The organism is Microbispora sp. NPDC049125 (assembly GCF_040802045.1).
Classification (GTDB): Bacteria; Actinomycetota; Actinomycetes; order Streptosporangiales; family Streptosporangiaceae; genus Microbispora.
This window is the reverse complement of the sequence record NZ_JBEZDW010000006.1, coordinates 46,320-64,864: the sequence shown is the minus strand read 5'-3', so window position 1 is coordinate 64,864 and position 18,545 is coordinate 46,320. Positions and strand designations below refer to the sequence as shown.

15 protein-coding genes and 1 pseudogene are annotated in these 18,545 nt (G+C 69.1%); 5 read left to right on the top strand and 11 right to left on the bottom strand.

All coding sequences use genetic code 11. The features are described 5' to 3' along the window. Positions 1 to 5: 5 nt before the first annotated feature. Both AB0B72_RS09350 and AB0B72_RS09345 read left to right on the top strand, forming a co-directional pair. Entirely contained in the window at positions 6 to 506 is a 501-nt protein-coding gene (locus AB0B72_RS09350; RefSeq protein ID WP_367738114.1) for a GNAT family N-acetyltransferase, read from the top strand. Between the two features lie 113 nt (positions 507 to 619). Further along, the gene (locus AB0B72_RS09345) at positions 620 to 3,730 is read left to right on the top strand and encodes a BTAD domain-containing putative transcriptional regulator (protein ID WP_367738113.1); all 3,111 of its coding nucleotides are present in this window, start codon (positions 620 to 622) and stop codon (positions 3,728 to 3,730) included. Between the two features lie 6 nt (positions 3,731 to 3,736). Here AB0B72_RS09345 and AB0B72_RS09340 read toward each other — a convergent pair whose 3' ends face one another. The 9 genes from AB0B72_RS09340 to AB0B72_RS09300 all read right to left on the bottom strand — a co-directional run bounded on the left by AB0B72_RS09340 (position 3,737) and on the right by AB0B72_RS09300 (position 13,217). Beyond that, positions 3,737 to 4,585 carry an ABC transporter permease gene (locus AB0B72_RS09340; RefSeq protein ID WP_367738112.1) on the bottom strand — a complete coding sequence of 283 codons (849 nt, stop codon included), beginning with the start codon at positions 4,583 to 4,585 and terminating at the stop codon, positions 3,737 to 3,739. Continuing rightward, a complete protein-coding gene (locus AB0B72_RS09335; protein ID WP_367738111.1) occupies positions 4,582 to 5,550 on the bottom strand; it encodes an ATP-binding cassette domain-containing protein in 969 nt (322 codons plus the stop codon). Before AB0B72_RS09335 ends, AB0B72_RS09340 begins: the two co-directional genes overlap by 4 nt. 142 nt (positions 5,551 to 5,692) lie before the next feature. Beyond that, the gene (locus AB0B72_RS09330) at positions 5,693 to 6,136 is read right to left on the bottom strand and encodes a DUF4259 domain-containing protein (RefSeq protein WP_367738110.1); all 444 of its coding nucleotides are present in this window, start codon (positions 6,134 to 6,136) and stop codon (positions 5,693 to 5,695) included. 85 nt (positions 6,137 to 6,221) lie between these two features. Further along, positions 6,222 to 7,739 carry an aldehyde dehydrogenase family protein gene (locus tag AB0B72_RS09325; protein WP_367738109.1) on the bottom strand — a complete coding sequence of 506 codons (1,518 nt, stop codon included), beginning with the start codon at positions 7,737 to 7,739 and terminating at the stop codon, positions 6,222 to 6,224. Then, complete coding sequence (locus AB0B72_RS09320; RefSeq protein ID WP_367738108.1) at positions 7,736 to 8,947, bottom strand: fumarylacetoacetate hydrolase family protein; 1,212 nt, start codon at positions 8,945 to 8,947, stop codon at positions 7,736 to 7,738. Before AB0B72_RS09320 ends, AB0B72_RS09325 begins: the two co-directional genes overlap by 4 nt. Continuing rightward, positions 8,944 to 10,125 carry a mandelate racemase/muconate lactonizing enzyme family protein gene (locus AB0B72_RS09315; RefSeq protein WP_367738107.1) on the bottom strand — a complete coding sequence of 394 codons (1,182 nt, stop codon included), beginning with the start codon at positions 10,123 to 10,125 and terminating at the stop codon, positions 8,944 to 8,946. Before AB0B72_RS09315 ends, AB0B72_RS09320 begins: the two co-directional genes overlap by 4 nt. 8 nt (positions 10,126 to 10,133) lie before the next feature. Continuing rightward, positions 10,134 to 10,964, bottom strand: a complete 831-nt coding sequence (locus tag AB0B72_RS09310; protein ID WP_367738106.1) for a carbohydrate ABC transporter permease — start codon at positions 10,962 to 10,964, stop codon at positions 10,134 to 10,136. Further along, positions 10,964 to 11,908: a carbohydrate ABC transporter permease gene (locus AB0B72_RS09305; RefSeq protein WP_367738105.1), complete on the bottom strand. Its 945-nt coding sequence runs from the start codon at positions 11,906 to 11,908 to the stop codon at positions 10,964 to 10,966. The genes AB0B72_RS09310 and AB0B72_RS09305 overlap by 1 nt, the downstream gene beginning before the upstream one ends. Before the next feature lie 61 nt (positions 11,909 to 11,969). Next, positions 11,970 to 13,217 (bottom strand): sugar ABC transporter substrate-binding protein, encoded by a 1,248-nt coding sequence (locus AB0B72_RS09300; protein WP_367738104.1) that lies wholly within the window; start codon positions 13,215 to 13,217, stop codon positions 11,970 to 11,972. Positions 13,218 to 13,362: 145 nt separating this feature from the next. Between AB0B72_RS09300 and AB0B72_RS09295 the strand changes: the two genes are divergently transcribed. After that, on the top strand, positions 13,363 to 14,139 hold the full coding sequence (locus AB0B72_RS09295; protein WP_367738103.1) for an IclR family transcriptional regulator: 777 nt from the start codon (positions 13,363 to 13,365) through the stop codon (positions 14,137 to 14,139). A 1,021-nt stretch (positions 14,140 to 15,160) separates the two neighbouring features. Next, positions 15,161 to 16,666 (top strand): endo-1,4-beta-xylanase, encoded by a 1,506-nt coding sequence (locus AB0B72_RS09290; protein WP_367738102.1) that lies wholly within the window; start codon positions 15,161 to 15,163, stop codon positions 16,664 to 16,666. Between the two features lie 82 nt (positions 16,667 to 16,748). Here the strand turns inward: AB0B72_RS09290 and AB0B72_RS09285 are convergent. Further along, positions 16,749 to 16,916 (bottom strand): annotated as a pseudogene (locus tag AB0B72_RS09285) (MerR family DNA-binding transcriptional regulator); the annotation flags it as partial. Positions 16,917 to 17,068: 152 nt separating this feature from the next. On the opposite strand from AB0B72_RS09285, the gene AB0B72_RS09280 reads away from it, so the two are divergent. Then, positions 17,069 to 17,812, top strand: coding sequence for an SDR family NAD(P)-dependent oxidoreductase (locus tag AB0B72_RS09280; protein WP_367738101.1), 744 nt, complete (start codon positions 17,069 to 17,071; stop codon positions 17,810 to 17,812). A gap of 73 nt (positions 17,813 to 17,885) precedes the next feature. On the opposite strand, the gene AB0B72_RS09275 is transcribed toward AB0B72_RS09280, so the two are convergent. After that, positions 17,886 to 18,446 (bottom strand): hypothetical protein, encoded by a 561-nt coding sequence (locus AB0B72_RS09275; protein WP_367738100.1) that lies wholly within the window; start codon positions 18,444 to 18,446, stop codon positions 17,886 to 17,888. Positions 18,447 to 18,545 lie beyond the last annotated feature (99 nt).

Sequence of the window (18,545 nt, the reverse complement as noted above, 5' to 3'; positions counted from 1 at the left end):
CCCCCATGAGCTGGCTGCCCGACGGTTTCGCCCACCCCGTCCACGTTCCACTGCCCGGCGGCGCACATCACCTGCGGCCGATCAGGGAGGACGACACCGACCTCGACTACCCGGCCGTGATGGGCTCCCGCGAGCGGCTGTGGAGCATCTTCGGTCCGGCGTGGGGCTGGCCGAAGGCGACGATGACCTACGAGGAGGACCGCGCGGACCTCCTCCGGCACGAGAAGGAGATAGCCGCCCACCAGTCCTTCAACTACGCGCTGTTCGACGCGGCGGAGACCGCCCTCCTCGGCTGCGTCTACATCGACCCGCCCGAGCGGGCCGGCGCGGACGCCGAGATCTCCTGGTGGGTGGTGGACGAACTGCTCGGCAGTTCGGTGGAGCGCGCGCTGGACACGCTGGTGCCGCAGTGGATCGCCGCCGACTGGCCGTTCCGGCGACCCCGCTACCTGGGCCGTGACATCTCATGGCAGGACTGGCTCCGGCTCGCCCCGTGGAGCGGCTGAAAGTCAACGTCGAGAGGCACTTCGAGCGCTTCGGCGAGGCGTTCCAGCATGCGGCTTGCGGGTCGTCAAAGGTGAGAACGGGTGGACGGCTCGGCGGAGCCTAGACTTGCGGCATGCCGATCGACCTGAGCCTGCTCGACGGTGTGCGGTGGCGGGCGCAGCCGGTGGTCGGCGAGAGGGCGCAGGCGCTGCTCGCAGCCCTCACGCTCGCCTCCCGGACCGTGAACGCGGACCAGCTCGTCGCGGAAGTGTGGGGAGACAGCGAACCGGCCAATCCGGCGAAGGCGTTGCAGGTCCTGGTGTCCCGTACGAGGTCGATCGTGGGGCCGGAGTCGCTGGTGACGGAAGGAAGCGGCTACAGGCTCGAGGTTCCGCCCGACCGGGTCGACGCCGGCCGGCTGCACGGTCTGACGGGCCGTGCGAGGACACTGCTCGCGGAGAATCCGGCCGCGGCGGGCGCGGCGGCGCAGGAGGCGCTCGCGCTGGGCATCGGGGCGTTGCCGCCCGAGGGGGGCGGCCCGCTGGCCGAGGTGCGCCGGCGCGCGGAACGCGACCTGGCGTACGCGCGGGTCGTGCTCGCCCGGGCCCGGAGCCGGAGCGGCGACCACGGCCCCGCCCTGCCCGAGCTGGAGGAGGCTGTACGCGTCCACCCCGAGGACGAGGGGCTGCTCGCCGACCTCCTGCGCAGCGAGGCGGCGGCGCGCGGAACGGGCGCCGCGCTGGACCGCTTCGAGCGCTACCGGTCGGATCTGCGCGACCGGATCGGCGCCGACGTCGGCCCGGAGCTGCGGCGGGTCCAGCGTGAGCTGCTGGCGCTCGACAGCCCGGTGCGTGCCGGCGTGCGGTTCGACACGACCCACCTGCTCGGCCGCGACGACGACCTCCGGCGGGTACGTGCACTGCTCGCCACCTCCCGGGTGGTCTCGGTCCTCGGCCCGGGCGGGCTCGGCAAGACCCGGCTCGCCCATGCCGTCGCCCGCGACGCCCCCCAGCCGGTGGTGCACTTCGTCGAGCTGGTCGGCGTGACCGCGCCCGAGAACCTGGTCGGCGAGGTCGGGTCGGCGCTCGGGGTCCGCGACTCGGTTACCGGACGACGCACTCTCACGCCGCAGCAGCACGCCGACGTACGCGCCCGGATCGCCCAGCAACTCGATCTGGCCCCGACGCTGCTGGTGCTCGACAACTGCGAGCATCTGGTGGAGGCGGTCGCCGACCTGGTCGCCTATCTGACCGCGACCACACGGGAGCTGCACGTCCTCACCACAACCCGCTCGCCGCTGGCGATCGCCGCCGAACGCGTCTATCCGCTGCCCCAGCTGGGAACCCGTGACGCCGTCGAGCTGTTCCGCGACCGCGCGACCGCGGCCCGGCCCGGCGTGCACCTCGACGAGGACGACGTGCGCGCAGTCGTGGCCCGCTTGGACGGCTTGCCACTCGCGATCGAACTGGCCGCCGCCAAGGTGAGGGTGATGTCACCGGCCGAGATCGCCCGGCGGCTGGAGGACAGGTTCTCGCTGCTGCGCGGCGGTGACCGGAGCGCCCCCTTCCGCCACCAGACGCTGCTCGCGGTGATCGACTGGTCCTGGAACCTTCTGAACGAGCGGGAGCGCCGGGCCCTCCGCCGTCTCTCGGCCTTCCCGGACGGCTTCACACTCGACGCGGCAGAGGAGGTGCTCGGCGACGACGCTCTCGGTGACGTCGGGGAGCTCGTGGAGCAGTCCCTGCTCACGGTCGTGGAGACAGCCGGCGGTGTCCGGTACCGCATGCTCGAGACGGTGCGCGAGTTCGGCCGGATGCGGCTGGACTCGGCCGGCGAGACCGCCGGCGCGCGGACCGCCGTACGCGCGTGGGCCGTCGGGTACGCCGACCGGCACGGCACACGGTTGTACTCGCGGGAACAGGTCGACGCGATGGACCGGCTGCGTTCCGAGGAGACGAACCTCGCCGACGTCCTGCGTGAGGCTCTCGCCGACCCCGACCCGGACGCGGCCGTGGTGCTGTTCTCCGCTCTGGGCGGCTACTGGACGATCTGCGGGGACCACACGCGCAGCATCGTCCTCACCCCGGCCGTCGCCGCCGCCCTGAGCGGCTGGTCGCCGCCGCCCCGGCTCCTCGACCGGACCCGGCTGGCCGTGTGCATCGCGCTGTTCAGCACCACCATCGTGGCCTTCGACGAGACCGGGACGCTGACGCGGCTGCTGTCCGGGCTGGGCGCCGACTCGGCGAACCCGGCCGTCCGGGCGCTGGTGATCGCGCTGCTCACCACGGTGTCGGATCCCGAGTGCGGCTTGGACAAGCTGTCCACCGATCCGGACCCCATGGTCCGCCGGATCGCGCTGCACTGGCTGAGCCACGGCCGGGAGAACAGCGGCGACCCGGCCGGCGCGATCGAAGCGGCCAGAGCCGCCCTCGAACTCGTCGGCGACGACGGCGGTCCCTGGCACCGGGCGGTGCTGCACACCCAGCTGGCCGGCCTGTACGCCCACCTCGGTGACTCGGCGTCGGCCTCCAGGCATGCCGCCGAGGCCCTCCCGGCGCTCGAACGACTCGGGGCGGTGGACGACGTCGTCCACATCCGCACCGCCCTCGCCATGGCGGCGCTCGCCGAGGGCCGCCGCGACGAGGCCGCGCGGATGCTCGACGACCTGGAGGCACTCGCCTCCCAGGCCACCTACGGCGGGGTCCTGGCGGTCGCCGCCGGCAGAGCGGAGCTGGCCCTCGCCGACGGCGACATCGCCGATGGACTGCGGCGGCACCGCGAGACCGCCGAAATGCTCAGGAACCTGTGCGTGCCCGGCACGGCGGACGATTTCACACCGTGGGCCGTCCTGGGCCAGATCGTTGCCCTCTCGGCGTTCGCGCAGTACGGCGAGGGCGACGACGGCGTGGACCTCCTGCAGTCGGTGCGGGCCGAGATCCTGGTCGCGTTCGACTCCGACCACAGTTTCAAGGACTACCCGGTGCTGGGGATGGTGCTCGCCGGGCTGGGCATCTGGAGCCTGCTGAAAGAGGCGCTGCCGGTCGAGGACGCGGTGCGGCTGCTCGTGCTCGCCGACCGGTTCGCCTACAACCGGTTCACCCCGACGATGCAGTGGTCGGTGCTGTCCGCGCACGCCGAACGGGTCGCCCCCGGCTCCATCGCCCGGATCGAAGCCGAATACGGCGAACGACGCGGCCCCGACCTGCTGGCCGAGGCACGCGCCGTACTGGAGCGGATGATCTGACGTCGTCTACATCTTGCGGGAGTAGGAACGGACCGCCAGCGGAGCGAAGATCGCGACGACGACCACACAGCCGATGACCGCCCAGCCGACCTCGGCCGTCACGGCCCCGTCGTTGAACAGGTCGCGCACCGCGGAGACGACGTGCGACACCGGGTTGACCTTCACGAACGCCTCCAGCCAGCCGGGGAGCGTCTCGGCGGGGACGAAGGCGTTGGACAGGAAGGTGAGCGGGAACATGATCATCATCGAGATGCCCTGGACACTCTGCGCCGAGCGCGCCATCGTGCCCAGCCAGGTGAAGATCCACGCCAGCGACCAGCCCGCAACAATGGTGAGTGCGACGCCCCCGACGCAGCCGAGCACACCACCACCGGGGCGGTAACCGATGACCAGGCCGGTGACGAGCGTCAGCACCGACGCGATGCCGTAACGGATCAGGTCGGCGATCATCGGCCCGGCCAGGGGGGCGATCCTTGCGATCGGCAGGGACTTGAAGCGGTCGAAGACCCCCTTGTCCATGTCTTCGCGCAGCTGCACGCCTGTCGCCATGCAGACGGTCAGGGCCGTCTGGGCGAGGATGCCGGGGATCAGCACCGGGAGGTACTCCGACACGCTGCCGGAGATCGCGCCGCCGAAGATGAACGCGAACATCGCCGTGAACAGCAGGGGCTGGATGAGGACGTCGAAGAACTGCTCGGGCTTGCGGCGCATCTTCTTCAGAGCCCGCCATGCCATCGCCAGGATCTGGCCCCAGGTCGCCTGCGGCGAGCTCCGGGACGTGGTGCGTGCGACCACGGCGGACGGGTCGATGCGCTGGGGGGTGGGTGTGGCGGGGGTCAGGGTGTTCGTGGTCATCGGGCCGCCTCCATCTGGGGTTCGTCGGCGCCGTGGCCGGTCAGCGCCAGGAAGACCTCGTCCAGCGTCGGCTTGGCGACGCTCACCGAGGAGATGCCGAGGCCTGCTTCCCGCAGGCCGATCAGGACGTCCGCGGCCCGGTCGGGGTCGGCGAGGGGGACGTGCATGCGTCCTGACTCCGGGGTCAGGACCGGGTCCTCACCCAGCAGCCGGCGTACGACGTCCGCGGCCAGGGCGGTGTCGGAGCCGTCCACGAGTCTGAGCTGCAGGGTCGAGTCGCCGACCTGGGTCTTCAGCGCGTCGGGGGTGTCCTCGGCGACCTTCCGGCCTCGGTCGATCACGGCTACGCGGTCGGCCAGTTGGTCGGCCTCGTCGAGGTACTGGGTGGTCAGCAGAATCGTGGAACCGTCGGTGACCAGCTCGCGGATGGTGTTCCACATCTGACCGCGGGTTCTCGGGTCGAGGCCGGTCGTGGGCTCGTCCAGGAAGATCAGGGGTGGCCGGGTGATCAGGCTTGACGCCAGGTCCAGGCGGCGGCGCATGCCGCCACTGAACTGGGACAGGGGACGGTTGGCCGCCTCCTGAAGGTCGAAGCGTTCCAGCAGGTCACCGGCGATGCTCTTGGCCCGGGTGCTCGGCAGGCCCTGCAGGCGGGCGAACAGCCAGAGGTTCTCCCTGGCGGTCAGGTCCTCGTCCACCGAGGCGTACTGGCCGGTGACGCCTACCAACTGCCGGATGCGGTGGGGTTCCCGCTGAACGTCGACGCCGAAGATCTCCGCACGGCCGCCGTCGATCGGAAGCAGGGTGGCGAGCATCCGGAGCATGGTGGTCTTCCCTGCTCCGTTGGGGCCCAGGACCCCGAAGATCTCGCCTTGCCGTACGTGAAGGTCGATTGCGTCCACGGCCCGGAAGTCCCCGAAGTTCTTGACAAGACTGTCGGCCCGGACGGCACTGAGGTCCGCCATGACGCGTCTCCTCTCTCCGCCGGGTACCTCCCGGCGTACAAGAAGAGCATCCGCGTCGCCGGCTTCATCGCGGCTTCACGGCGGTTTCACCTCTGACCTGGCGGTTTCACCGGCTTCGCGGTTCTTCTATGAGCGCACGGCCCTACTCCGACAGAACGCGCAGGTAGGGCTCAAGCTCGGCCCTCGCCTCGTCGATCCCGTCCGAGAGCGTCCACAAGTCGTACCACTCGTTGCCGTCGGGCGTCAGTGCCCGCCGCACCGTCCGCTCAGCCTGATGTCTCAACTCTTCCGTGACCTCAAGCCGGATCGGCTCAAGGTCTTCGTCGACGTCCAGCGGATGCCCTCGTTGAGCGGCGAAACAGTAGGCCACCAGCGCCGCCCCGGCCAAGGCCTGTTCGGTCTCCCAGCCGTCGAGATCGCCTTCGACACCGATCACACGTCCGAACGTGGACCGCAGGAGATCGGGCAGGTCCTCCGGCCGGGCCCGCTCCAGCTCATCAAGAAGATCACCGGCCGCATCGTTGTCCAGCGGGCCAGTGCCCCATGCCCCCATGACCCGCCCTCTCCTCTGCCTGCCGCCCGGCATGATCCTTAGAGTATGCCGGGCGGCGGGGCCTCGGCTCGGCGTGATCGTCCTCGTCGGCTCGGCTGATGTGCCTGCCAACAGTCCGCTACGGGCGGCCGGGCACGAGCCTTCCGTCGACTCGCCTCACAATCCCGGAGAAGTCATCCCGAAGTTCCTCGGGCAGGATCCATTCCGGAGCGTCCTGCCAGGCCAGCGGACGCAGGAATCGGCGAATCGCAGTGGCTCCCACCGACGTGTGGAGGGAGTTGGTCGACGGCCAGGGACCGCCGTGATGCTGGGCCCACGAGACGCGGACCCCGGTCGGATAGCCGTTGAAGACGATCCGTCCCGAGCGTGCCGCGAGTTCACCGGCCAGTCGGCGAACGATCGCCTCGTCGTCGCCCGGTCCGGAGTGGATCGACCCGGTGAGCGAAGGCGGGACGACCGCGAGGGCCGCGTCGAGGTCGGGGACTCCGTCATACCGGACCACGATCATCAGCGGGCCGAAGCACTCGTCGGCGATCTCGGCGGACAGGCGGGAGCGCTCGATCTCCAGGAGCGCCGGCGCCACGGTGAAGCCGGAGGCCGGAGCGATCTCGGGTCTCGCCGACACTCGAACGCCCGCCCGCCTGAGCTCCGCTTCCCGTTCGGCGTACGCGTCGCGGATCCGCTCGTTCAGCAGGACGGCGCCGCCGGCCGAGGCGACCCGCTTCTGGAGCGCCTCGACCAATCGGTCACCGTCAGGACTCGACGGGACGAACGCCAGCCCGGGCTTGGTGCACAGCTGCCCTCCGGATCCGGTGAAGGAGGCGAAGAGGCCTTCGGCGATCTGTTCTCCCCGCCCGGCCGCGGCCGACGGCAGGATCACCACCGGGTTCGCACTGCTGAGCTCGCCGTACAGCGGGATGGGATCGTCGCGCTCGTCGATCGCCGCCTGGATGGCTCGGGCCGCACCGATCGAGCCGGTCAGCGCGACGGCGCGGACGGCGGGGTGACGCACCGCCACGAGGCCCGCCGGCTGCCCGTACACGATGGCCGGCACTCCGGCGGGTCCGTGCATGCCGCGTACGGCCGCGGCGATCGCCTCCGCGGACGCGTGCGAGGTCAGCGGATGGGACGGATGGGCCTTGACGATGACGGGATCGCCGGCGGCGAGCGCGGACGCCGTGTCCCCGCCCGCGACCGAGAAGGCGAACGGGAAGTTGCCTGCGCCGAAGACGACGACCGGTCCGAGCGGGACGAGCATGCGCCGCACGTCCGGAGCCGGGCCGAGGGGTGTCTCGGCGGCATGGTCGATGGCGGCCTCCAGATATCCGCCGTCGCGCAGCACGTCGCCGAACATGCGGAACTGAGTGATCGCTCGCGTGAGCTCGTGATCGAGTCGTGCGACGCCGAGGCCGGTCTCGGAGTCGGCCGTGGCGACGAGGTCCGTACGGCGGGACTCGAGCGACGCGGCGATCGCGTCGAGCAGCCCGGCGCGGCCGAGCCGCCCGAGGCCGCTGAGCCATTCCGCCGACTCCGCGGCGAGGGCGACGGCCGATTCCACCGCCGCGTCGCCGGTCTCCTTGAGGCCGGTCTCGCGGCGCCGGCCGTCCCTTGGATCGACAGTGGTCACTGTGCTCACAGCAGTCCTCTCTTCATGAGATTTCCCATGAGATCGCGGACTCCGAAGTCCCAGGGCACGCAGTCCTCGGCGTGCCGGACGCGGTTGACCAGGGTGCCGAGAGCGGGAGAACCGATCCTCACGATGTCGCCGACCTTGTGCGTGAATCCCTCGCCGGGGTGGTCGCGGTCCTGGATGGGCGCGAACATCGTGCCGAGCATGAGGACCGCGCCGTCGGGATACTGATGATGCGGGCCGATCAGTTGCCGTACCAACTCGCCCGGGTCGCGTGACATCCGCGCCATCTCCGAGACCGCCCCAAGGCGGAAGCCGTCCACGCCTTCGATGTCCAGGCGCACCGCGAGGCCGCGTACCTGTTCCATGCCGAACCGCTCGTCGAAGAGCCGGATGAGGGGGCCGAGCGCGCACGACGCGTTGTTGTCCTTCGCCTTCGGCAGCAGCAGCGCGGATCGGCCCTCGACATCCCTGAGGTTCACGTCGTTGCCGAGGGTCGCCCCCACGATCCGGCCGCTCGACTGGATGACGAGCGCCACCTCGGGCTCCGGATTGTTCCAGGTCGAGGCGGCGAGCACCCCGACGGGCACCGCGGTTCCCACGGCGGAGAGGATCTGCCCCTTGGTGAAGATCTCGGCGTCCGGGCCGATCCCGACCTCCAGATACTGGCTCCAGGCGCCTTCGGCGACGAGCAGGTTCTTCAGCCCCGCCGCCTCCTCGGAGCCTGGCGACAAGTCCTGGAAGTCGGCCCCGAGGACGGCGAGCATCCTCTCGCGGATGTCCGCCGCGAGTGCCATGTCGCCGCCGGCCCGCTCCTCGATGACACGCTCGATCATCGACACGGCGAAGGTCACCCCGGCGGCCTTGAGCGCCTGGAGGTCGACCGGTGCGAGCAGCCAGGGCCGGGTACCGTCCCGGTCCGCGGCGCCGGTGTTGGCCAGCACGTCCGTGAAGTCGCCGACCCACCGGCCTGCGAGCCTGGAGACCACGGCAGCCGGTTCCGGCAGCTCGCAGATGTCGCGGACCGTCGGAAACTCCGCGCTGATGTCGAGGACCTCCCCGTCGCGGACGACCACGGGCGACGGCCCCTCGACGAGGGGATCCCAGATCCGGCCGATCAGGACGCTGTCCGCGGCGTCATCCGGCAGCGCGTCGGCGGCCGTCCCGAACCAGCCGGCCTCGGCGGCGGGCTCATCGGGCGATGGCTGGGTCATATGCCGTCTCTCAGATTGAAGAAGGACCGCTCGTCCGCGGGCCGGATGTCGAAGACCGCGTCCTGGAACATCCGCAGGGGGTGGGGTGTGAAGGGATGCCGCGCGATCGCCTCGAGATCGAGCTCGATGCCGAGACCGATTCCCGTCGGGATGAGGACGTCACCCTCCTCCGTCAGCACGAGTCTTTCGTTGGTGATCTCCGGGCGCCATGGGACGTCGGTCGCCATGATCTCCAGGTATCTGAAGTTGGGCAGAGCGGCCCCGAGCTGCAGCGTCGCCGCGGTGCTGAGCGGCCCGCTGGGATTGTGCGGCGCGAAACCGACGTAGCCGGTCGCGGCGAGCGTCGAGATGAAGGCAAGCTCGGCGATGCCCCCGGCGTGCGTCACATCGGGCTGGACGAAGTCGACCGCCTGACGGGCGAGCGCCGGCGCGAAACCCTGTCGTCCGAACCATCGCTCCCCGGCGGCGATGGGCACCGGCGACGCCCGGCGGATGTCGACGAGGGCGTCGAGGTTGTCCGGAGGGCACGGCTCCTCGAACCACACCGGTTCGAACTGCGCGATCTCCCGCGCGACCTTGATGGCGTGGTTGACGTCGAACCGGCCGTGGCCCTCGATGAACAGCTCGACGTCGCGCCCGACAGCGGAGCGGACGGCGTCGACCTGCGCGAGCACGCGGTCCAGTTGCCGGGAGGTGATCGTGAGGTCGTAGTTCTCGAAGGGATCCCACTTGAGACCGCGAAAGCCGCTGTCGACGGTCCTCCTCGCGGCGGCCGCGTAGTCCTCGGCCGTGACGGCTCCCGAGAACCAGCCGTTGGCATAGGCGCGCACCCGGTCGCGGGTGGCGCCGCCGAGCAGCCGGGAGACCGGGACACCGAGCTCTCGTGCCGAGATGTCCCACAGTGCCATCTCAAGCGAACTCAGCGCGGTCATGATGACCGGGCCGCCTCGCCAGTACCAGTCCCTCGCCAGCTCGTACAGGATGCCGGATATGCGGGTGGGGTCCATCCCGACCACGGCTTCGGCCACTTCGGCGACGGCGCCTTGGACGGCGCGTTCCTTGCCCTCCAGCGTCGCTTCGCCGAGTCCGACGATTCCCTCGTCCGTCGAGACGCGAACGATCACCAGGTTGGTGCGGTAGAAGTCGACGACGAGGGTGTCGACAGAGATGATCTTCATGTTCCGGCTCAGCCCTTCACCGCGCCGGCGGTCATGCCGGCCACCACATGCTTCTGCGCGAACAGGTAGAAGACGACGGCGGGCAACGTGAACATGAAGGCGACCGCCATGACCGTCTGGATCGGCGTGCCGAGCTCGCCGATGAAGTTGGCGATGCCGACCGACGCCGGCTGCATCCCGGGGGTGAAGATGAACGTCACGGCGAACACGTACTCGTTCCAGGCGTGGAAGAACGCGATGACCGCGGTGGCGGCGAGCGACGGAGCGATCAGCGGCACGTTGATGCGGGTCAGCACGGTGAGGGGTCGCGCTCCGTCGACCCGCGCCGACTCCTCCAGCTCGCGAGGTATGCCGTCGATCGCGCCTTTGAGGATGAGGGCGGCGATCGGCAGGACGAAGGCGGAGTTGACCAGGATGAGGCCCCCGAGGGAGTCGAGAAGGTCGAATCGCCGGAAGAGCGCGAACAGCGGCACGACCATGAGAGCCTCGGGAAGCATCTGCGTGAACAGCAGCACGACGGTCACCAGGGCCTTCCCCTGGAACGAGAACCGCGAGAGCGCGTAGCCGAGCGGGATGCCGAGGCCGATCGACAGGACTGTCGTGCCGATGGCGATCACCAGGCTGTTGCGCAGCCAGCTCGTCGCCTTGCCTTCGGCCAGCGCGTCGACGAAAACCCCTAACTGCGAGAAGTCGGGGACGAGCCGGGCCTTGTGCGCGAAGAGATCCGAGTTGCTCGACAGCGCGGTGACGAACATCCAGTACAGCGGGAAGACCGCGATCCCGAGCACGACGAGGACGGCGACGATCCGCAGGGTCAGACCGAAGCGGGGTAGTCTCATCAGCGAGCCTCCCTCTCGGCGGCACGGGCGACGAACCGGCTGCCGGCGATGACGATGAGCGAGATGACGACGCCGACCATGCCGACGGCAGCCGCCGAGCCGAGTTGTTTCGAGTCGAAGGCCTGCGAGTAGAGGTCGATGACCAGTGTCTTGGTCGCGCCGACCGGTCCCCCCTTCGTCATGAGCCAGATGAGCTCGAACCGCCGCAGCGACCAGATGGTCATGAGGAGGACGAGCAGGCCGACGGTCGGCTTGATGGCCTGCCAGGTGACGGCGCGGAAGGTCCACCACCTCCCCGCGCCGTCCACCGTCGCGGCCTCGGTGAGGTGCGGGGGGACGGACTGCAGCGCGGACAGCAGCACCACCGAGGTGAACGGGAACAGTTGCCAGATGGTCGTCGCGAGGACCGCCGGGAGGGCGTACCGCGGGCTGTCGAGGATGGCGCCACCCGGGACGCCGAGGCCGACCGCGTCCAGGAGCCGGTTCACGATTCCGTAATCGGGGTTGAGCATCCACATCGCGATGAGCGCGACCGCGATACCGGGGGCCGCCCACGGAACGGTCACGAGCGCGCGCGCCAGCCCCCGGCCGCGGAAGCCCTTGTTGAGGAGCAGGGCCATCGCGAGCCCGATTCCCACGGCGCCGGCGACACACACGACGACGTAGACGAGGGTGATGAGAAGAGTCCGGCGGAAGTCCTCGTCGCCGAAGATGCGGACGAAATTGTCGAACCCCACCCAGGTGCTGTGTGTGGGGTTCAGCAGCGAGGTCCGCGTGAAGCTCAGGAAGATCTCCTGCGCGAGCGGAACGACCTGGAACACGAGGATGAAGAGGGCTGCGGGGGCCAGGAAGAAATAGGGTGTCCATTTGCTTCCAAGCGGGCTGCCTCGACGCCGGGTCCCGGATCGAGGCCCTTTGATCTGCTGCTGTTCCAGCACGGTCATCGAGTTCGGTCCTTCGAGTAGGACGCCGCCGGCGGGGGGGCTCACCGGCGGCGTCGTCCGGTCAACCGGCCAGTTGGGTCGCTTGTTGCTGGGCGTTGTCCAGCGCGGTCTTGAGGTCGACCGTGCCCTGGAGCGCCGCGACGACGTTCTTGACGACGATCTTGCGGATGTCCGGAGTCTTCGCCTCGAACCCCTGGACGATCTGCGGCAGGCTCGACTGGGTGAGATCGTCGAAGACCTGGAGGAAGGGCGTCTTCTCAAGCTGCTCAGGGCTTCGCTTGGTGACCGTCGCCACGCTGCTGGCGCCGAGGATCTCCTGCAGCTCGACCTGGTTGCCCGGCTCGAGCGCCCACCGGATGAAGGAGGCCGCCGCCTCCTTCGCCGGGCTCGCCTCGTTGATGACGATGGGGGCGAGGATCGCGCCCTGCTTGCGGACCGGGAACGGGATGGGTGCGACGCTGAAGTTCAGATCGGCGTTCTGACCGCGCGTCGCCGTCACATAGCCGCCGTTGTTGAGCTCCATGCCGACCTTGCCCTCGGCGAACATGCGGCGGAACGTCGCCGCGTCCGCGCCACGCGGGATCACTTTGGCGTCGTACAGGTCCTTGTACGCCTGCAGGCCCTTGAGGTTCTCGGGTGAGTTGATCGTCAGCTTCTTGCCGTCCGACCACGCGCCGCCGAAGCCGTAGACGTAGTTGAAGATGTCCTGCCACACACCGGCTTCCTCGGCCTCCGTCTGACGGAACGCCAGGCCGTAGGTGCCGCCCTTGGTCAGCGACTTCGCCGTGTCGAAGAACTCCTCATAGCTCGTCGGGGGTTTCGGGATCAGGTCGGCGTTGTAGAACATCGCGTAGTTCGACGCCTCGAAGATGATCCCGTGACGCTGGCCGTCGTGAACCATGAACTGGTCCGGCTGCTTGAGCAGGTCGTACTTGCTGACGTCGATCAGGTCGTTGAGCGGTGCGATGAGGCCGGCCTCCGAGGCGGACTCGAACTCCGGCATGTCGAAGCGGATCAGATCGGGCCCTTTTCCGCTGCCCATCTGGGTCAGGACGGTCTGCCCGAAGGTCGGGTACGGCACCGCCGCGGCGGAGACCTGCACCTTGCTCTGGCTCTTGTTGAACTTGTCGAGCCACTTCATGAGCAGCGGCCCGCGGCCCGGATCGCCGAGGGTCGAGGCGGCGAACGTCAGCTTGGTGACGCCGCCTTCGGATCCACCGTCGGAGCCGCAGCCGGTCAAGAGGGCGGCGGCCATACACGTGACGCCGGCCGCCGCGACCAACCTGCGGCGAACGCGATGCAGCCTCATTGTTACTCCTGAGTAATATCCGGTTACTTCCCCGAAACCTGCGATCGGATTGCAACGATCGTAGTGACATGTGCAACGAAGTCAAGTGGCGGTTGCACATCGCATGAGCTACATTGCAAGTTATGCAACGCAAGGAGGACGGTAAGTGGCGCAATCGGTCCAGCGCGCGATCAACCTGATCCGACTGGCGGCGGAACACCCGCTGACACTCGCGGAGGCCTCGGACGTGCTCGGCGTCCACAAATCCACGGCCCTCCGGATCCTCCAGACGCTGGAGGCCGCGCGATTCGTGCGTAAGACAGGGGCAGGGACGTACGTGTTCGGCAGCGGGCTCATCGAACTGTCGGAGCTCGCGCTCGGCTCGATGGACCTGCGTCAGTTCGCGTCCGTGCACCTGCGCCGGCTTCAGCGGCAGACGGGCCATACCGTGCATCTGGCGCAGCTGACCGGCGACGAGATCATCTACGTCGACAAGGTGGACAGCCCCGCGTTCGACGCGGTGAAGCTGCCGTCCCGGATCGGCCGGGCCGTCTCGATCTACGCGAGCGCCGTGGGCAAGGTGATCCTTGCCCACCTCTCCCGGGAGGAACGCGATCGGCTGCTCTCGCACGTCACCTTCGAGCGGTTCACCGACACCACCTTCGCCGACCGCGACTCCCTCGAAACCGAGCTCGCCGGCGTCGCCGAGCGTGGCTGGGCCGTCGATGACGGCGAGCACGACGCCTACGTCGCGTGCCTCGCCGCACCGATCAGGGATTCGCGTGGACAGGTCATCGCGGCCGTCTCCATCACCGCGATCGAGGTGATCGCCAGCTTGGACAAGCTGAAGGAGAGACTTCCGCTCCTGCTGGAGACCTCGGCACTGATCTCGCAGGAGCTCGGATACACACCCGAGCCTTCGCCGGCGCCGGCAGCGACCTGAGACGCGGCCTTCATACTCAGCCGCGGACGGTCCGGCACCTCGCCACGGCGCCTCTGAGGTGGGAGGCGCCGTGGCAGGGCCCTGCCGGATCGGGAGGGTGGGATCAGCCGGCGTTCACCTGCACGCTCCGCGACGCGTTGAACAGTTCGCCGCCCTGACAGCGGGCGACCACGGGAGCCGCTGACGCTCCGGTCGCGACCCCTGCCCCGACCGTCGGGCCGGCCAGGAACGATCTCGGCCGTCCGCTCCATCGGGATCTCGTCGGACGACGGGGATCCGTCGCGTCGCGCGACGCCCTGCGCGACATGGGCCTCCGATACGGCAGGCCCCCGCCCGCAGCCGCACCGGCCGCCCGGCTCTCTCCGCTGCGTTGGAGAGGACCTCCCTGTCAAGAGATCGACGACTGCGAGGACGGGTCCTGGGACGTGGTGTCGTTCCGAGGTCTCTCGCCACTCTGGTCGCCGGGCGCCTCAGGGCACGGCGCCGTTCTGTTAGCGCGGACGTCCGGTGTGCCGGGTGGACTCCCCTCTCCATCGGGTGGGTGGAGGTGGTGGTGGTGCGCCGAAGCAAACATGAGCCGGGGAGGCGAGTCAAGGGTCCGGCCGCGTCCCCTGCCCGCCGGCGGGAGCGAGCATAGGTTTCTGCGGCGTTACGGCGGTTGTCCCACCTAACCGGCCTGGGCCGTGTGATGAAAATTTCATCGACTTCGCGCCTCCCAGGGAGACGAGGTCGCCGCAAGGTTTCAGGACGTCGAAGCACCGGTGCGGGGGACTTACAGGGACCGGCCAATGGCTGAGATTCCGAAACTTTCTGGCGACCCTTGACACATTTCGGGAAGGTTTCCACACTGAGTCCCCAAGGCGGTCCCCCTCTGCTGCCCGGTGGTGGTGCGACGCGGGGGGCCGCCGCCTGCGACGTCCTCGTGGTGTGCGTCCCGTAGTGCAGGGACGCGGCGTCGATCCCTCGGGGCCCGTCCCCGCGTTTCCCGTCTCTCAGTGAATTCAGTTATGGAGGCTCAGGCATGGGCACGAATGCTTTACCCCCGCCTGGTACCCGCACATCCGTCAAGGGCCTTCGCCGGGCCCTGATCGCCGGCGCCCTCGGCGTGCTCGGCGCGGCCACGGTGCTGACGGCGCCGGGCACCGCCAACGCCGCGGCGAGCACGCTGGGAGCGGCGGCCGCGCAGAGCGGGCGGTACTTCGGCACCGCGATCGCCGCCGGCAAGCTGGGCGACTCGCAGTACACCACCATCGCGAACCGCGAGTTCAACATGGTGACGCCCGAGAACGAGATGAAGCCCGACGCCACCGAGCCCAACCAGAACCAGTTCAACTTCAGCAGCGGCGACCGCGTCTACAACTGGGCCGTCCAGAACGGCAAGCGGGTACGCGGGCACACCCTGGCCTGGCACTCCCAGCAACCGCCCTGGATGCAGCGCATGGAGGGCAGCGCGCTGCGCCAGGCGATGATCAACCACATCAACGGCGTGATGGGCCACTACAAGGGCAAGATCGCCTACTGGGACGTGGTCAACGAGGCGTTCGACGACAGCAACGGCGGCCGGCGCAACTCCAACCTGCAGCGCACCGGCAACGACTGGATCGAGGTGGCCTTCCGCACCGCGCGGGCCGCCGACCCGGCCGCCAAGCTCTGCTACAACGACTACAACATCGACAACTGGTCCTGGGCCAAGACCCAGGGCGTCTACAACATGGTCCGCGACTTCAAGCAGCGCGGCGTGCCGATCGACTGCGTCGGCCTGCAGGGCCACTTCAACAGTCAAAGCGCCTACAACAGCAACTACCGCACAACGATCTCCAGCTTCGCCGCGCTGGGTGTCGACGTGGCGATCACCGAGCTGGACATCCAGGGCGGCTCGGCCAGCACCTACCAGGCCGTGACCAACGACTGCCTGGCCGTCGCCCGCTGCGTCGGCATCACCGTGTGGGGCGTACGCGACAGCGACTCCTGGCTCGGCGCCAACACCAGCCCCCTGCTGTTCGACAGCGGCGGCAACAAGAAGGCCGCCTACACCTCGGTCCTCAACGCCCTCAACGCCGCCTCGCCGAACCCCAGCCCCACCCCGACGGTGACTCCGACGGCGACTCCGACGGCGACTCCCACGGCGACTCCCACCACAGGGGGGAACGGGGCGATCAGGGGTGTCGCGTCCGGCCGGTGCGTGGACGTGCCCAACGCCGCCACCACCGACGGCACCCAGGTGCAGCTCTGGGACTGCAACGGCCAGAGCAACCAGCAGTGGTCGTCCACCTCGGCCGGTGAGATCAGGGTCTACGGCAACAAGTGCCTGGACGCCGGCGGCACCGGCAACGGCGCCGCGATCCAGATCTACTCCTGCTGGGGCGGCGACAACCAGAAGTGGCGCGTCAACTCCGACGGCAGCATCACCGGCGTTCAGTCCGGGCTGTGCCTGGACGCCGTAGGCGCCGCCACCGCCAACGGAACCCGCCTCCAGCTCTACTCCTGCCACGGCGGCAACAACCAGAAGTGGACCTGGACGAGCTGACCCCCGCCCTCTGATCCCTGTCCCTTCCTGAGAGAAGAAGCCTCCGGTGCGGCGCGACCCGCCGCACCGGAGGCATGCCGGTGGCCCGCAGCCTGGTGCAGACGACGATCCAGTCGAGATCGAGCTGCTGGTAGCGACGCCGGCCGCCGTGGGTGCGGTCGACGGGAGTGACGACCAGGCCGGCGCGTTCGTAGTAGCGCAGGGTGTGCACGCTGACCCCGCTGCGACGGGCGGCCTCGGCGATGCTCACGCCTGCCTCTCGGCGAGCAGGCCCGGGTTCCGGCTGCGGCTTGACTTCGAGCGCGGTCTAGAACCTAGCGTCGAGGTCATGAGTGCTTCAACACTGCTGAAGACCACGGTCGGCGAGCGCGGACGGGCCGTTCACGGAACGGTGGTATCCCGATGAAGGTGCTGGTGACCGGCGGGACGAGCGGATTGGGGCTCGCCATGGCCTCCGCCCTGGCCACCGCGGAGGCGACGGTCGCGCTGACCGGCCGATCCGGCCGGCGGGCGAGCTCGGTCGCCGCCAACCTGCCGGGGGCGGTCGGCATCGAACTGGACGTACGCGACGAGTCGTCGGTGGCCAAGGCGGTCGACCAGGCGTGGTCGCGGCTCGGCGGCATCGACATGCTGGTGAACAACGCCGGGATCGGCATGCGGACGGTCAATCCAAGCTTCATGACACACCCGCAGGGGTTCTGGGAGGTGCCGGTCGACGGCTTCCGCGCGGTGATCGAGACCAACCTGACCGGCTACTTCCTAGTGGCGCGTGAGGTCACGCAACGGATGCTGGCGGCCGGCGGCGGCCGCATCGTCAACATCTCGGTGAGCCATTCGACCATGCACCGATCCGGGTTCGTCCCGTACGGGCCGTCGCGCGCCGGCAGTGAGGCGCTGTCCCGGATCATGGCCGCCGACCTGCGGGACACGGGGGTCGTCGTCAACCTGCTGCTGCCCGGCGGCCCGACCGTCACGGGGATGCTTCCCCTGGACGCCATGCCCGAAGGCCGGGAGTTCCTGAAGCCCGCCGTTATGGGGCCGCCCATTGTCTGGCTGGCGTCCGACGACGCGGCCGGCGTGCATGACGAGCGCATCGTCGCCACCGAATTCGAGCGCTGGCTGCGAGACCGGAACGGCGGACGCTGAGGCAGAGCCGGGTCATCCGCTCGGGCCAATCGCTCGAACGAGGGCCGTCCGAATGCGGTCCCGGTCGCCGATTTCAGCCCATAGGCGGAAGGCACGACAGGGAACGGGACGACTGGCGGGAGGTGAACGTCCTCGTGATGGTCAGCGGCGTTCCCGACCGGAAGTCGACCGTGCCCGTGATCCGTCCCGTGTAGTAGCCCGGAGGGCATGACCCGCCTGTGGTCGTCAGCCCCGCCATCAGCGACTGCGCGGGATTGCTCAATGTGCTGACCGTCCTGCTGGCGACCACCTCGTTGGCGTCACCCGTGACACCGTTATAGATGAGTTCGAGCGTGAACTGGATCCTGCGCACCCCTCCGTTGCAGGTGATCCCCTCGGTGTAGACGACGGTGGATGCGTCGTAGTTTTTCGGCTCGTTATCGCCGTTGGAGAACAACCAGCAGAGATGACCGTCGGAAAGGGAGGCCAGCTGCCGATTCGGTGCGGCGCCCGCCGGGCTGAAAGCGGCTGTGCCACTCATCGCCAGAGCGTTCACCGTCGCCGCCGAAGCGACGGGACTCATCACACCGGCCATACCGGACAGCATGACTGCAGCGATGGTCACCGTTGCCCATTGGCGATTGCGGAGTTTCACCGAGACGGCCTTCCCTTCTGACGAGGCAGATCTGTCGCACGCATGGACCGATGAAAAAATGAATCCGCGACTCGGTCAAGACCCGCTACAAAAGGGACA